Source organism: Streptomyces sp. NPDC002088 (assembly GCF_040296605.1).
Classification (GTDB): Bacteria; Actinomycetota; Actinomycetes; order Streptomycetales; family Streptomycetaceae; genus Streptomyces.
On sequence record NZ_JBEOXO010000027.1, the window covers coordinates 45,418 to 59,697 of the forward strand.

A 14,280-nucleotide genomic window follows, 5' to 3' on the forward strand; every position below is an offset into this window, starting at 1 on the left:
TAGATAGGGGATCAGAGGCCCACACGGCACAGGTCGCCCGCCGTGCGGTCCCGCCGATCTGGGAGGATTCCCGGCATGCCCGCATCCCCGAGCACCGCCCGGGCCATCAACGACCGACTCGCCCTGCGGCTGTTGCAGGAAGGCCCGTTGACGGCAGGGCAGTTGAAGCAGCTCACCGGCCTGTCCCGGCCGACCGTCGCCGACCTCGTCGAACGCCTCACGGCGTCCGGCCTGATCGCGGTGGTGGGGGAGTCGGGGGAGCAGCGGCGCGGCCCGAACGCGCGGTTGTACGGCATCGTCGCCGACCTCGCCCATCTCGCGGCCCTGGACGTCCGCACGGAGGGCGTCGCCGTGGTCGTCTCCGACCTCCTCGGTGAGGTACTCGCCGAGGCGTCGGTGCCGATCGGCGGCGACACGGGCACGGGACCGGCACTGGAGCAGGCGGTCGCGCTGGTCGAACGAGCGGCGAAGGAGGCAGGAGCCGACCGGCTGCACACCGTCGGCATCGGCGCACCCGGCCTCATCGCCCCGGCCACCGGCGAGCTGCGCGACTCCACGGGCCTGCCCGAATGGCACCGCCGGCTGGTGGCCGCCCTCCAGGAGCGGCTCCCGGACGCCCGCGTCATCGTCGAGAACGAGACCAATCTTGCGGCACTGGCCGAGCAACGCGACGGCGCGGCCCACGACCGCGACACCTTCGTCCTGCTCTGGCTCGGTCACGGCACCGGCGCGGCCGTGATCCTCGACGGAGCCCTGCGCCGCGGCGCCTCCGGCGGCACCGGTGAGATCGGCTTCCTGCCTGTCCCGGGCACGGACAGGCTCCCCTCGGCCACGGGATGCGAGGGCGGCTTCCACTCCCTGGCGGGGTCGGCGGCGATCGCCGACCTCGCGCGTGAACACGGCATCCCGGCACCGCCGACGGGTCACGAACCGCGGGCCGCCGTCGTCGTCCGCGAGGCCGTGACTTCACCCGACACCGCCGCCGCCCGCTTCCTCGACGCCCTCGCCGACCGCATCGCCGTCGGCGTCGCCTCCGTCGCCGCCGTCCTGGACCCTGGCTGTGTGGTCCTCGGAGGCGAGGTGGGGCAGGCCGGAGGCGAGGTGCTCGCCGCCCGGGTCGAGGAACGGATCCGCCGGATGTCACCGCTGCCCACGGAGGTACGGAGCAGCACGCTGGGCGGCGGGGCGGTGCTGCGGGGGGCGCTGCTGACAGCCCGGGAGTCGGCTCAGGGGGAGCTGTTCGGGCCCGGGGAATCGTAGGGCGATCCCTGCGGAAATGGACGGCGATGCGCCCGGAGGATCGTTCTACGATCCTCCGAGGACATCGACAGCGATCTCAGCAGGGGATCGTTCTACAATCCTCCGCTGGGATCGTAGAACGATCCTCGGTCCAAACGTGTCAGTCGTGTCCGCCTCGACCGAACCGCCCCGCCAGGTACTCCTCGAACGTCCCCTTGCCCACGGCCCGTTCCGGCGTGAGGTGGCCGCCCCCGCGGAAGGCGCCGTACGCCTTGCCCCACAGTGGCACGTTGACCATCGCACGCCGCCGGCCGGTCGCCTTCAGATACGCGCGGGCCAGCGACTCGAGCGACCGTGCCTCGGGCCCGCCCATGTCCTCGACCCGCCCCGCGGGCGCACCCACGGCCAACTCGGCCAGCCGGCCCGCGACTTCGGTCACCTCGATCGGCTGATCCCGCACGCCGGCCGGAAGCGGTACGACCGGCGACTTCGACAGCGCTTGGAACAGCTGCACCAGCAGGTCGTGGAACTGGGTCGTGCGCAGCACGGTCCAGCTGAGCCCCGACTCCTCGACCAGCTTCTCCACGGCGAGCTTCGACTTGTAGTAGCCGAACGGCACCCGGTCGACGCCGACGATCGAGATGTAGACCAGGTGGCCCACGCCGGCCTGCCGCGCCGCCGCGATCAGGTGCGCGGCCGCCTGTTCGTCACCGCCGCGCGGGCTGCTCGCGCAGTGGACGATCGTGTCCACGCCCGCGACGGCCGCGTCCAGTCCGGGACCGCCCTCGCGCAGATCGACGGCGTACGGCTGGGTGTGCCGGCTGAGCACCCGTACCTCGTGCCCGTCCTCCCGCAGCCGCTCGGTGACGAGTCGGCCGAGGGTTCCGGTGCCGCCGGTCACCAGGATCGTGGTCATGCTGTTCAGCCCCTTCGGACACGGGGCGCTCCCGGCCGGAGCGCCCTTCGTCAGCTGAGACCGAGCAGCCGCGCGAAAAGTGACAGGGCGCTAAGGCTGCCCGAGCTGGCGCCGTACGAAGTCAAGCTTGTCCGGGTTCATCACGGCTCGCGCCTGGGTGATCAGCCCGTAGCGCAGCTCGAACGTGACCACGCCGACCAGGCTGTCGCCCGCCCATGCCGCCAGTGCGCTCGCGCCGTTGACCTCGGCCACCGTGAAGTCGAGGTCCGCGGTGAACTTCCGGGCCCCGCCGACCAGGAACCGGACGACTTTTTCGCGCCCCTCCACCGGCCGCCGTGCCGCCGAGACCTTGCCGCCGCCGTCACTCCACCAGGTCACATCGGCGGCGAGCAGCTTCTCCAGGCCGGCCAGATCGCCTTCCCGGGCCGCCGTGATGAACGACGCGACCAGCTCCGCCTGCCGCTCGGGTGCGGGCTCGAAACGCCCCTGTGGTGCCGTCACGCGCTGCACCGCCCGCCGGTACAGCTGACGGCAGTTGACGTCGCTCAGTTCCAGTACCTCGGCGATCTCCCGGTGTCCGTACCCGAACGCCTCCCGCAGCACGTACACGGCCCGCTCGGCCGGAGTGAGTCGCTCCAGCAGCACCAGCAGTGCCATGGACACGGCGTCCCGCTGCTCGACCGACTCCAGCGGGCCGAGCGTGCCGTCGGAGGTGACCACGGGCTCCGGCAGCCAGGTCCCGACGTACTGCTCGCGCCGGGCCCTGGCGGAGGTCAGCCGGTTGAGGCAGAGGTTGGTCACGGCCTTGGCGAGCCAGGCCCCGGGGTGCTCGATCTGAGCGCGGTCGGCGCCGCTGAAGCGCAGATAGGCATCCTGGACCGTGTCCTCGGCCTCGTCGGCGGAGCCCAGCATGCGATATGCCAGGCCGAACAGTCGGGGTCGGTGACTCTCGAACTCCTCGGCGATCGCGGTCGTCATGCGTTCACCCTCCCAGAAGGGGTGCCGAGGTGAATGGGAGGCCCGGCGGCGGGCAAGGGCCGTCGTCACCGCCGCCGGGCCGGTCTGTCCTCTCCGCAGGCCGGGCGTAGATCCATGTCTGCGTGCGACCCTAGATAGGACTAGACCAATGCGTCAACAGGTATGGATCAATCCCAAGTGGACGCGGGCGTGCAGGAGTTGATCCCAGCGGTGCGGTCCGTCCGAGAAGTCCAGCGACACGGTCTGTGAGCCACCCCACACCGTTCGTCCGTATGGACGCCGATCAGGCGTGGCACACTGGCTCTGTACCTAAAGCAGCGCACTCCGGGGTCGGTGAAAGTCCGAACCGGCGGTTATAGTCCGCGACCCGGTCGCTTCCAGCGACCGGTTGACCAGGTGAAATTCCTGGACCGACGGTTAAAGTCCGGATGGGAGGCAGTGCGCGGCGGGCGGGCATTCGTGCGCGCCGCCGTATGCGCTCGTCCGTATGGACGAGTCTGTCCGGCGTCGCCCCCGGTGTCGTAGCCCGTGATTTCTGTCGTCATCGACAGGCCCCGGAGTCCGTGCCCCAACGTGGCAGGAGGACCCGGGAAGTGTTCACCGGAATCGTCGAAGAGCTGGGTGAGGTCACCGCCGTCGAGAATCTCGGCGACGCCTCCCGCTTCCGGCTGCGCGGCCCCGTCGTGACCGAGGGCGCGAAGCACGGCGACTCCATCGCCGTGAACGGAGTCTGTCTCACCGTCGTCGAGCACGAGGGCGACGAGTTCACCGCCGACGTCATGGCCGAGACACTCGACCGCTCCAGCCTCGGCGCCCTGAGCGTCGGCTCCCGCGTCAACCTCGAACGCCCCACAGCCGTCGGCGCACGCCTCGGCGGGCACATCGTGCAGGGCCACGTCGACGGCACCGGCCGGGTCCTGGAGCGCAAGCCGTCCGAGAACTGGGAGATCGTGAAGGTCTCCCTCCCCGCGGACCTCGCGCGCTACGTCGTCGAGAAGGGCTCCATCACGGTCGACGGCATCAGCCTCACCGTCGTCGACGCCGGCCCCGACTACTTCACCGTCAGCCTCATCCCCACCACCCTCGCCCTCACCACGCTCGGCCTCAAGCAGCCCGGCGACCCGGTCAACCTCGAGGTGGACGTCGTCGCCAAGTACGTCGAGCGCCTGCTCGCGGCCGGTCAGGGGGCAGGCCGGTGAACTGGCTGAACTCCGAGGCCTTCGTCCTGTTCGACCAGCACATCAAGTGGTCGGACATGATCGGCAACGTGATCGGTCTGATCGCCCTGGCCTTCGGCTGGCGGCGCTCCATCTGGAGCTGGCCCACCCAGTTCGTCTCCGGCCTCATCCTCTTCGCGGCCTTCACCACCGCCCACCTCTCCGGCAGCGCGGGCAAACAGATCGTCGTGATGGTCGTCGCCGGGTACGGCTGGTGGCAGTGGAACCGCGGCAAGGACCAGGGCGAGGACGGCCACATCGCCGTACGCTTCGCCACCTGGAACGAGCGCGCGGTGCTGGTCGCGGCCGCCGCCGTCGGTACGGTCGCGGTCGCCCTCCTGTTCAAGGCGTACCCGTCCCTGTCCTGGGACCCCTGGCCGGACGCCTACATCTTCGTCGGCACCATCGTCGCCATGTACGCCCAGGCGCGCGGCATGGTCGAGTTCTGGTTCGCCTGGCTGCTCGTCGACGTCGTCGGCGTGCCCCTGAACTTCGCCAACGGCTTCGCCTTCTCCGGCTTCGTCTACGTCATCTACGGCGCGCTCGTCCTGTGGGGCATGCGCGACTGGTGGCTGCGCTCCCGCAAGGGCCCGCAGCCCGCCCTGGAAGGAGCGCCTGCATGAGTGCGGCACCGATCCTGTACAGCACCGACGGCTTCGAGGACTTCGCGCTCGACCCGATCGAGCAGGCCATCGCCGACATCGCGGCCGGCCGACCGATCGTGGTCGTCGACGACGAGGACCGCGAGAACGAGGGCGACCTCGTCATCGCCGCGGAGAAGGCCACCCCCGAGATCGTCGCCTTCATGATGAGCGAGTGCCGCGGCCTGATCTGCGCCCCCATGGAGGGCGACGAACTGGACCGGCTCCAGCTCCCGCAGATGGTCGAGGACAACACCGAGTCCATGAAGACCGCGTTCACCGTCTCCGTGGACGCCTCGGCCGCCCACGGCGTGAGCACCGGCATCTCGGCCTCCGACCGCGCCACCACGCTCCAACTCCTCGCGAGCGGTACGGCGGAGCCGACCGACCTCGTCCGCCCCGGCCACATCTTCCCGCTGCGCGCCAGGACCGGCGGCGTCCTGGTCCGCAACGGCCACACCGAGGCCGCCGTCGACCTCGCCCGCCTCGCGGGCCTGCGCCCGGCCGGCGCGATCGTCGAGATCGCCGGCGAGGACGGCCGCATGCTGCGCCTGCCCGAACTGATCCCGTTCGCCCGCAAACACGGCCTGACGATCATCTCCATCGAGGACCTGATCACCTACCGCCGTACCTCGGAGCCCACCGTCCGCCGCGAGGCCGAGGTCCAGCTGCCCACCGCGCACGGCACGTTCACGGCGTACGGCTACCGCTCCACCGCCGACGGCGTCGAACACGTCGCCCTGGTCCACGGCGAGATCGGCGACGGCGACGACGTCCTGGTCCGCGTCCACTCCGAGTGCCTCACCGGCGACGTCTTCGGCTCCCAGCGCTGCGACTGCGGCCCCCAGCTGGACGCCTCCCTGGAGCGCATCCAGAGCGAGGGCCGGGGCGTGGTGGTCTACCTGCGCGGACACGAGGGCCGCGGCATCGGCCTGCTGTCCAAGCTGCGCGCGTACGAGCTCCAGGAGCGCGGCCACGACACCCTCGACGCCAACCTCGAACTCGGCCTGCCCGCCGACGCCCGCGACTACGGCGCCGGCGCGCAGATCCTCGAGGACCTCGGCGTCCGCAGCGTGCGCCTGATGACCAACAACCCCGACAAGACCGACGCGCTGCTGCGCCACGGCCTCAAGGTCACCGGCCGCGAGCCGATGCCCGTACAGGCGGGCGAGCACAACCTCCGCTACCTGCGCACCAAGCGGGACCGGATGGGGCACGATCTGCCCTGGCTGGACGCGCCCACCGCGTCCACCTGCGGCAACCAGTAAGAGAGAGCACTGAGGAGAGACGTGAGCGGCAAGGGTGCACCGGAACTGTCCGTACGCAATGTGGGTGACCTGCGGGTCGCCGTCATCGCGGCGCAGTGGCACGAGAAGGTGATGGACGGCCTGGTGGACGGCGCACTGCGCGCCCTGCACGACCTGGGCATCGACGAGCCGACCCTGCTCAGGGTCCCCGGCAGCTGGGAGCTCCCGGTCGTCGCCAAGGTCCTCGCGGGCCGCGGCTACGACGCGATCGTCGCGCTCGGCGTCGTCATCCGCGGCGGCACCCCGCACTTCGAGTACGTGTGCCAGGGCGTCACCCAGGGCCTCACCCAGGTTTCCGTCGAGACCGGCGTCCCCGTCGGCTTCGGCTTGCTGACCTGCGACACCGAGGAGCAGGCCCTGGACCGGGCAGGTATCGAGGGCTCCAACGAGGACAAGGGGCACGAGGCGGTGACCGCGGCGGTGGCTACCGCGGCCACCCTCCGCTCAGTATCTGAACCCTGGCGCTGAGGTACCGCCCGGACCGCGTAGGGTGAGACCACCATGTCCAAGAAGACTTTCGAGGAGCTCTTCACCGAGCTCCAGCACAAGGCCGCCAACGGCGACCCCGCCACCTCCCGCACCGCAGAGCTGGTCGGCAAGGGCGTCCATGCCATCGGCAAGAAGGTCGTCGAGGAGGCCGCCGAGGTCTGGATGGCCGCCGAGTACGAGGGCAAGGAGGCAGCAGCTGAGGAGATCTCGCAGCTGCTGTACCACGTCCAGGTGATGATGGTCGCCCGCGGGATCTCCCTGGACGACGTCTACGCCCACCTCTGAGCCGTACCCGCACCCCTATTTTCCGTACGAACAAGCAAAGGAAGCCGACCTCATGCTGCGCATCGCCGTCCCCAACAAGGGTTCCCTGTCCGGCCCTGCGGCGGACATGCTGCATGAGGCCGGCTACCAGCAGCGCCGCGAGTCCAAGGAGCTGCGGATCGTCGACCCGGTCAACGAGGTCGAGTTCTTCTACCTCCGCCCCCGCGACATCGCGATCTATGTCTCCTCCGGCCGCCTCGACATCGGCATCACCGGCCGCGACCTGCTGGTCGACTCCGGCGCCAAGGCCGAGGAGATCCTCCCGCTCGGCTTCGCACGCTCCACGTTCCGCTTTGCCGCCAAGCCCGGCACCGCGAACGGCATCGAGGACCTCAAGGGCAAGACGGTCGCCACCTCCTACGAGGGCATCGTCGCCGGGCACCTCGCCGACAGCGGCATCGAGGCCTCCGTCGTCCACCTGGACGGCGCCGTCGAGACCGCCATCGAGCTCGGTGTCGCCGAGGTCATCGCGGACGTCGTCGAGACCGGCACCTCGCTGCGCAACGCGGGCCTGGAGGTCTTCGGCGAACCGATCATGAAGTCCGAGGCCGTCGTGGTCCGCCGCACCGGCGCGGACACGGAGGACCCCAAGGTCCAGCAGTTCCTGCGCCGCCTCCAGGGCGTCCTGGTGGCCCGGACGTACGTGATGATGGACTACGACTGCCGCGTCGAGCAGCTGGAGAAGGCCGTCGCGCTGACTCCGGGTCTGGAGTCCCCGACCGTCTCCCCGCTGCACAACGAGGGCTGGGTCGCCGTCCGCGCGATGGTCCCCGCCAAGGAAGCCCAGCGGATCATGGACGACCTTTACGACATCGGCGCCCGGGCCATCCTGACCACGGCCATCCACGCCTGCCGCCTCTGAGTCCGAGGAAGCCGCACAGCGATGTCCGACCAGCCCAGCCTTCCCGTCACCTTCCGGCCAGGACGCACCCGCGCGGTCCTGCTCACCGCCGGTGTCGCGATCTTCGTGGTGATATCCGCTGTCGCGCTGCTGCTGGAGCAGCTCGGTCCGGGGGAGCGGCTCAGCTTCATCGTCACCGGGGCCCTCGTCTTCTGGGTGCTGGCCCTGCTTGCCCGGGTGAAGGTCGTCGCCGACGAGTCCGGCGTCACCGTTGTCAACATCGCGAGCAGGCGGCGCCTGGACTGGGCGGAGATCCTCCAGGTGAACCTGCGCCCCGGCGACCCCTGGGTGTTCCTCGACCTCAGCGACGGCACCAGCCTGCCCGCGCTCGGCATCCAGCCCGGCATCGCCAAGGAGCGTGCCATAGCCGACGCGCGCATCCTGCGGACGCTCGTCGAGGCCCGTGCCATACGCGACCCCGAGCAACATCAGGGCTGACTCGGGGCCGTCCACCCTGCCGCAGAAGCCGGTGTCTTGATTAATCTGTTGGCGGAGGCGTTTTTCGCTGCGCCGCCGCCCCTGTCGTGCCGCCCCGGCGCACAGGGGTTCCTGCTACCCGAGGAGTGACCCTCTCCGGCGATGGACGGATCGTCCTGCAGTACCTGCGCCGCCCCCTCCCGACATAGCGCGGACCACGACCTGGTCCGCGTAAATGCGGAGGCGGCGGCATCATGACCACCCCCCTGCTGCTCCTCGGAGCCGCGTTCCTGCTCATTCTCGCCAACGGCTTCTTCGTGGCGGCCGAGTTCGGCCTGGTGACGGTCGAGCGCCCGGAGGCCGAGAAGGCCGCCGCCGAGGGCGACAGACGGGCCGTCACGGTCGTCGAGTCGCTCAAGGAGCTGTCCTTCCAGCTCTCCGGCACCCAGCTCGGCATCACCATCACCTCCCTCGTGGTCGGCATGCTCGCCGAACCGGCGCTCGCGGAGCTGCTGCACGGCCCGTTCACCGCGATCGGCATTCCCGAAGGCGCGGCGTCCGGCGTCGCCGTGGTCGTCGGCATGCTGCTGGCAGCGGCGGTACAGATGGTGATCGGCGAACTCGTGCCCAAGAACTGGGCGGTCTCCAAGCCGATGCAGGTCGCGCGCTTCGTCGCGGGCCCGCAGCACGTCTTCGCACGTCTGTTCCGGCCGGTGATCGCCGCTCTCAACGCCGTCGCCAACCGGCTCGTCCGCGCCCTGGGCATCGAGCCCGCCGAGGAGCTGGCCTCCGCCCGCACCCCCGGCGAACTCGTCTCCCTGGCCCGGCACTCCGCCCAGGCCGGCGCCCTGGAACAGGACACGGCCGACCTCTTCGTACGAACGCTGTCGTTGGGCGAGCTGACCGCACAGCACGTCATGACCCCACGCGTCAGGGTGAGCGCGCTGCAGTCGTCGGCGACCGCCGAGGACGTGGTCAATCTCACCCGGGCCACCGGCCTGTCCCGCTTCCCCGTCTACCGGGAGAAGATCGACGAGATCGTCGGCATGGCCCACCTCAAGGACGCCCTGGCCATCCCCGCGCACGACCGACTGCGCACCCCCGTCGGCCGCATCTCCCGCCCGGCGCTGCTCGTCCCCGAGACGCTGCCCGTACAGCCGCTCCTCGCGCGCCTGCGCAGCGAGCAGCCCATCGCGGTCATCGTCGACGAATACGGCGGCACGGCCGGCGTGGTCACCCTGGAGGACATCGTCGAGGAACTCGTCGGCGAGGTCCGCGACGAGCACGACGGCCAGGACGTGCCCGAACTCGCCGCCGCTCCGCCGGAGGACGGCAAGCCCGCCTGGGACGTCGACGGCAGCTGCCGCGTCGACATCCTGCAGCGCATAGGCCTCGACGTGCCCGAGGGCCCGTACGAGACCGTCGCCGGCCTCGTTGCCGACCTCCTGGGCCGTATCCCGGCCCCGGGCGACCGGGCGGAACTGCCGGGCTGGCGGCTGTCCGTGCGCCAGGTCGGTCACTACCGTGCCGAACGGGTCCGCCTGGTCAGGACCGCTGCTGTGATGGAGGCGGCCCGGTGAGCGTGCTCCAACTCGTCTTCGCCACGCTGCTCGTGCTCGCCAACGGCTTCTTCGTCGGTGCCGAGTTCGCGCTCGTGTCCGTCCGCCGCAGCCAGATCGAACCGCTCGGCACCGCCCGGGCCCGCCAGGTGCTCTACGGCCTGGAGCGGCTTCCGCAGATGATGGCCGCCGCCCAGTTCGGCATCACCGTCTGTTCGCTGACCCTGGGCGCGGTCGCCGAGCCGACGGTCGCCCACCTGCTGGAACCGGTCTTCGAGGCGATCCACCTGCCGCACGGCATGATCCACCCGCTGGGTTATGTCTTCGCGCTCGCGGCCGTCGTCTTCTTCCATCTCGTCATCGGCGAGATGGTCCCGAAGAACCTCGCGATGGCGGCCCCCGAAAAGGCCGCGCTGTGGCTCAGCCCCGGCCTGGTCGCCTTCGCCCGCGTCTGCCGGCCGATCACGGTGTCCCTGGGCGCCTGCGCCCAGGGCATCCTCAAGCTCTTCCGCGTCGAGCCCAAGGATGAGGTCGAGGCCGTCTTCACCAGCGAGCAGCTCAACCGGCTGGTGGAGGACTCCGGCCAGGCCGGCCTCCTCGACCCCGAGGAGCAGGAGCGCCTGGAGGACGCCCTCGAACTGGGCTCCCGCCCGGTCATGGACGTGCTCCTGCCGCGCGAGTCCCTGGTGACGGTCAGCCCGTCGGTCACTCCGGGGCAGATCGTCGAGCTCACCGGCCGCACCGGCTACTCCCGCTTTCCGATCGCGGCCGAGAGCGGCGCCTTCATGGGCTACCTGCATGTCAAGGACGTACTCGACCTGGAGGAATCCCAGCGGGCCGTGCCGCAGCACATCTGGCGGCCCATGACGACCCTGCGGTCCGAACTCCCGCTCGACGACGCGCTGACGGTCATGCGGCGGGCGGCGACACACCTGGCGCAGGTCGCCGACGCTTCCGGGAAGGTGCTCGGCCTGGTCGCGCTGGAGGACGTACTGGAGCTGTTGGTCGGCGAGGTACGGGATCCGGCGCACCGTGAGGTCCCGGAGCTCAAGGTGACGGAGCCGCGGGTGAGCGACGAGCCGGAGGGGGCGCTGGCGGGCTGACCCGGCGGCGGGGCCGCGGGATCCGTCACATGGCTGACGGATCCTGCGGCCCTCTCCCCGACAGCACCTCCCCGTACGCCTGCATCAGATCAGGCAACCGCAACGTCGACAGGTCGTCCCTCGTCAGCATCCCCGGATACATCGACAGCCGCAGATCCCGGTACGCACAGCTCTTCTCGTACAGCGTCCGCAGGAACCGCCCGTTGCCCAGCTCGTCGATCCACCCCTGGTCGACCACGTGCCCGGCGATGGAGCGCAGCTCGTCGAGCGCCTCCTCGTCCCACACGTCACCGTTCTCGGTGGCCAGGACCTCGCCGATGGAGGTGAGTTCGAGAGGGCGGTACGAAGGAAAGTCGACCCGGGTGGTGAAGCGGGACGACAGCCCGGGATTGGCGGCGAGCAGGCGGTCCATGCCCTCGGGATAGCCGGCCAGGATCACCACCAGGTGGTCCCGGTTGTCCTCCGCCCGCTTGAGCAGGACCTGCAACGCCTCGTCGCCGTACGCGTCGCCCTTGCCGTAACCGGAGTTGGAGAGGGAGTAGGCCTCGTCGACGAAGAGGACCCCGCCGAGGGCCGAGTCGATCAGTTCGTTGGCCTTCACGGCCGTCTGACCGAGGTACTCGCCGACGAGGTCGGCCCGCTGAGCCTCCACCAGGTGGTCGCCACCGAGCAGACCAAGGGCGTAGAAGACGCGGCCGAGGATGCGGGCCACCGTGGTCTTGCCGGTACCGGAAGGGCCCGAGAAGACGAAGTGACGTTTGGGCGGCTGCACCGGCAGGCCCTGCCCGGCCCGCAGCCGGGCCATGTTCAACTGCGCCGACAGCGCCTTGACCTGGCGCTTGACCGGTTCCAGGCCCACCATGCGCTCGAGCTCGGCGAGCGCCTCCTCCAGTAACCCGGGGTCGGTGGGCCCGGCGGGCAGCGGCGACGAGGGGACGACGGTCTTCTCGCGCACCGCCGGGTCGGTCGCCGACGGCAGGGGACCGGTCGGCGGCAGGTCGGACCCGGGGAACTTCAGGTCCCGGCCCTCGGTGCCGAAGAGCGGGTCGAGGACGTCCGGGCCGTCCACGGTGTCCTGCCCGGCCCCGGTGAGCGTGATCGCCGCGAGGTCGGTGTGGTCGTCGTAGCCGTCGCCCTCGGCGATCGCCGCGAGCCGGGCCGACGTGTCCATGAAGGCCGGGTCGACGCGGTGCACGGCCCGGTAGAGGGGGAGCGCGGCCGCCGACCGGCCGGTGCCCTCGTGGGCCCGTGCCAGCCAGTACCGCAGCTCCTTGCGCTGCGGCTGCTCGCTGCGGCAGCGCATCAGGGCCGACGACAGCAGTGGTTCGGCCTGCCCGTACATCTCCAGGCGGACCCGGGCCATGCCGCCGAACAGGCCGGCCTCGATGCCGAGCATGGGGTCGTCGATCAGCTGCTCGGTGTGCCGGACCAGCTGCTCCCAGTCCTTGACCAGGTAGGCGCGGCAGGCGTGCAGGAAGCGGACCTGGGGATCGGCATCGACGGGCGGGAGTCCGGCGAGCGCCCGGTCCAGCTCCGGGACATGGCGGCCGTCGAGCCAGTGGGAGGCGTGCGCGAGCAGCAGGTCGCGCGGACTCTCCAGCACCGGCTGCACCCACCAGCCCAGCCAGTACCAGGAGTTGAGCGTGCGCCGGTGCCGGGCACGCTGTTCGCCGAAGCGCTCCCGGTGGCGGAACATCCTGAGCAGCGCGGTCGTCGTGTCGACGCGCAGCGCGTGCAGGCCGAGCCACCCGTCGGCCATCCCGGGATCGATCCGCACCGCGGCCCGGAACTCCTCCTCCGCCTGCGGATAGGCCCCCATCGTGTAGGCGTCCACGCCTCGCAACCAGGCGAGGTCGGCCGGGGCCTCCGGGCCCTGCGTGCCGAAGTCCATCACGTCACGTCCCCCACAAACCGTGCCCCCGTCGGTATGCCGCCGAGCCGTCGCCCCGCGGTTGCCCTGGTCGAACCGCTGCGCCGCGGAACGGAGTTGCCAGGTGCGCGAAGCAGCCGTCCGTAGGTCGCACCGAAGGCATCGTACCTGCGGGGGTATCGCCTGCCGAAGGGTGCGGTACCGGCCGTTTGGTGAGGTGGGAGCAGATGGGGCGCGCCGAGGGTGGTGACCGAGGGTGAGCGAATCACGCCTCGCGGCAGCCGGGAGGGGCCCGGGAAACGCCGTGAGGGCAGAACGAAGCCCCCGATCACGGGGGAACAACCGGGGGCTTCGCGTCTGTAGGGCGGCTTCGAATGCCGCACATTGAGAACGTAAGTCCTGTACGGGCCCCCGGTCAAGCCGAGTTGAAACACTCTCGGAAGTTCGCACGCAAGGGTCTTCACGAATTCAGCACACTGCGGGTGGTCCGTCACCGTGTGTGATTCTCTGGTCCGGTCCAATCGTTTCGGCAGGCCCCGGCAGCACCTCGTACCCGTCCTGCCCCTGTCGCACCAGAAGATTCGCGAACGGCCGAGACGGATCATCGGCGAAGTGCCGGCGCTCCGCCTCGACCCACCCGTCCCAGAAGTCCCGCTGCTCCTCCCCGTCCCGCGACCGCCCACGCACCCAGGACTCCTCCCGCGGCAACTCCATCCACAGCAGGTGCGCCAGATGCGGGCGCAGCGCGCGGCGGCCCGCGCCGACCCCCTCGATGAGGATCACGGGGGCGGGCGGCAGGGCGCGCGGCGGTCCGAAGCTCAGGGTGCGCCAGTCGTAGGGGGCGTAGTGCGCGGTCTCGCCGCGGCCGAGCGGCTCGATCACCTGGCTCAGCAGTCGCCCGGTCCAGGCGAACAGCTCGGCGTGGCTGGCGATGTCGTCGAGGTGCAGCACCGGCGCCCCGCCGCAGGCGTCGGCCAACTGCCCGGCGAACGTGGACTTACCGGAACCGGCGTGCCCGTCGACCCCGATCAGACGGACCGGGCCGCAGGACGGGGCGAGGCGGCGGAGCCGGGAGGCGAGGTGCTGGATGGCCGTTCCTGGGGTGTGGGGGAGCGGGTTTCGCCCAAGCATTCTAGTTACCGTCCCCGCCCTGCCGGTTACCGTCCCCCGCCCTGCCGGTCGCCCCTGCCGGTCGCCCCCGCCGCAGGTCATGCCAGTGGTTGAGACCAATATTCGTGAGCGTGGCATGGCCCGAAGTGCTGGCAGGAGCATGCCGCCTGCGGCCATAGTGGGCGCACAGCCGTGCATTGATCCGCCCC

14 protein-coding genes and 1 riboswitch are annotated in these 14,280 nt (G+C 70.7%); of the genes, 10 read left to right on the forward strand and 4 right to left on the reverse strand.

Going from position 1 to position 14,280, the window contains the following annotated elements; genetic code table 11:
* The first annotated feature begins 75 nt into the window (after positions 1 to 75).
* Positions 76 to 1,260, forward strand: coding sequence for an ROK family transcriptional regulator (locus tag ABT114_RS39820; RefSeq protein ID WP_351149022.1), 1,185 nt, complete (start codon positions 76 to 78; stop codon positions 1,258 to 1,260).
* A 139-nt stretch (positions 1,261 to 1,399) separates the two neighbouring features.
* Here ABT114_RS39820 and ABT114_RS39825 read toward each other — a convergent pair whose 3' ends face one another.
* Together ABT114_RS39825 and ABT114_RS39830 are read right to left on the reverse strand one after the other, a co-directional pair.
* The gene (locus tag ABT114_RS39825; protein ID WP_351149025.1) at positions 1,400 to 2,155 is read right to left on the reverse strand and encodes an SDR family oxidoreductase; all 756 of its coding nucleotides are present in this window, start codon (positions 2,153 to 2,155) and stop codon (positions 1,400 to 1,402) included.
* A gap of 90 nt (positions 2,156 to 2,245) precedes the next feature.
* A complete protein-coding gene (locus tag ABT114_RS39830) occupies positions 2,246 to 3,133 on the reverse strand; it encodes an RNA polymerase sigma-70 factor (protein WP_351149027.1) in 888 nt (295 codons plus the stop codon).
* Between the two features lie 315 nt (positions 3,134 to 3,448).
* Positions 3,449 to 3,579, forward strand: a riboswitch (FMN riboswitch).
* 147 nt (positions 3,580 to 3,726) lie between these two features.
* Here ABT114_RS39830 and ABT114_RS39835 point away from each other — a divergent pair.
* The 9 genes from ABT114_RS39835 (at position 3,727) to ABT114_RS39875 (ending at position 11,091) form a co-directional block, all read left to right on the forward strand.
* On the forward strand, positions 3,727 to 4,332 hold the full coding sequence (locus ABT114_RS39835; protein WP_351149030.1) for a riboflavin synthase: 606 nt from the start codon (positions 3,727 to 3,729) through the stop codon (positions 4,330 to 4,332).
* Positions 4,329 to 4,973, forward strand: coding sequence for a nicotinamide riboside transporter PnuC (pnuC, locus tag ABT114_RS39840; protein ID WP_351149033.1), 645 nt, complete (start codon positions 4,329 to 4,331; stop codon positions 4,971 to 4,973). Before ABT114_RS39835 ends, pnuC begins: the two co-directional genes overlap by 4 nt.
* A complete protein-coding gene (locus ABT114_RS39845; RefSeq protein WP_351149036.1) occupies positions 4,970 to 6,259 on the forward strand; it encodes a bifunctional 3,4-dihydroxy-2-butanone-4-phosphate synthase/GTP cyclohydrolase II in 1,290 nt (429 codons plus the stop codon). The genes pnuC and ABT114_RS39845 overlap by 4 nt, the downstream gene beginning before the upstream one ends.
* Before the next feature lie 21 nt (positions 6,260 to 6,280).
* A complete protein-coding gene (ribH, locus tag ABT114_RS39850; protein ID WP_351149038.1) occupies positions 6,281 to 6,766 on the forward strand; it encodes a 6,7-dimethyl-8-ribityllumazine synthase in 486 nt (161 codons plus the stop codon).
* Positions 6,767 to 6,799: 33 nt separating this feature from the next.
* Entirely contained in the window at positions 6,800 to 7,072 is a 273-nt protein-coding gene (locus ABT114_RS39855; protein WP_031486114.1) for a phosphoribosyl-ATP diphosphatase, read from the forward strand.
* A gap of 52 nt (positions 7,073 to 7,124) precedes the next feature.
* Entirely contained in the window at positions 7,125 to 7,973 is an 849-nt protein-coding gene (gene hisG / locus ABT114_RS39860; protein ID WP_351149041.1) for an ATP phosphoribosyltransferase, read from the forward strand.
* 21 nt (positions 7,974 to 7,994) lie between these two features.
* Positions 7,995 to 8,450, forward strand: coding sequence for a PH domain-containing protein (locus ABT114_RS39865; protein ID WP_351149043.1), 456 nt, complete (start codon positions 7,995 to 7,997; stop codon positions 8,448 to 8,450).
* A gap of 233 nt (positions 8,451 to 8,683) precedes the next feature.
* Positions 8,684 to 10,009 carry a hemolysin family protein gene (locus ABT114_RS39870; RefSeq protein ID WP_351149046.1) on the forward strand — a complete coding sequence of 442 codons (1,326 nt, stop codon included), beginning with the start codon at positions 8,684 to 8,686 and terminating at the stop codon, positions 10,007 to 10,009.
* Positions 10,006 to 11,091 carry a hemolysin family protein gene (locus ABT114_RS39875; RefSeq protein ID WP_351149049.1) on the forward strand — a complete coding sequence of 362 codons (1,086 nt, stop codon included), beginning with the start codon at positions 10,006 to 10,008 and terminating at the stop codon, positions 11,089 to 11,091. The genes ABT114_RS39870 and ABT114_RS39875 overlap by 4 nt, the downstream gene beginning before the upstream one ends.
* Before the next feature lie 25 nt (positions 11,092 to 11,116).
* On the opposite strand, the gene ABT114_RS39880 is transcribed toward ABT114_RS39875, so the two are convergent.
* The gene (locus tag ABT114_RS39880) at positions 11,117 to 12,982 is read right to left on the reverse strand and encodes an AAA family ATPase (protein ID WP_351149052.1); all 1,866 of its coding nucleotides are present in this window, start codon (positions 12,980 to 12,982) and stop codon (positions 11,117 to 11,119) included.
* Between the two features lie 447 nt (positions 12,983 to 13,429).
* On the reverse strand, positions 13,430 to 14,092 hold the full coding sequence (locus ABT114_RS39885; RefSeq protein WP_351149055.1) for a uridine kinase family protein: 663 nt from the start codon (positions 14,090 to 14,092) through the stop codon (positions 13,430 to 13,432).
* Positions 14,093 to 14,280 lie beyond the last annotated feature (188 nt).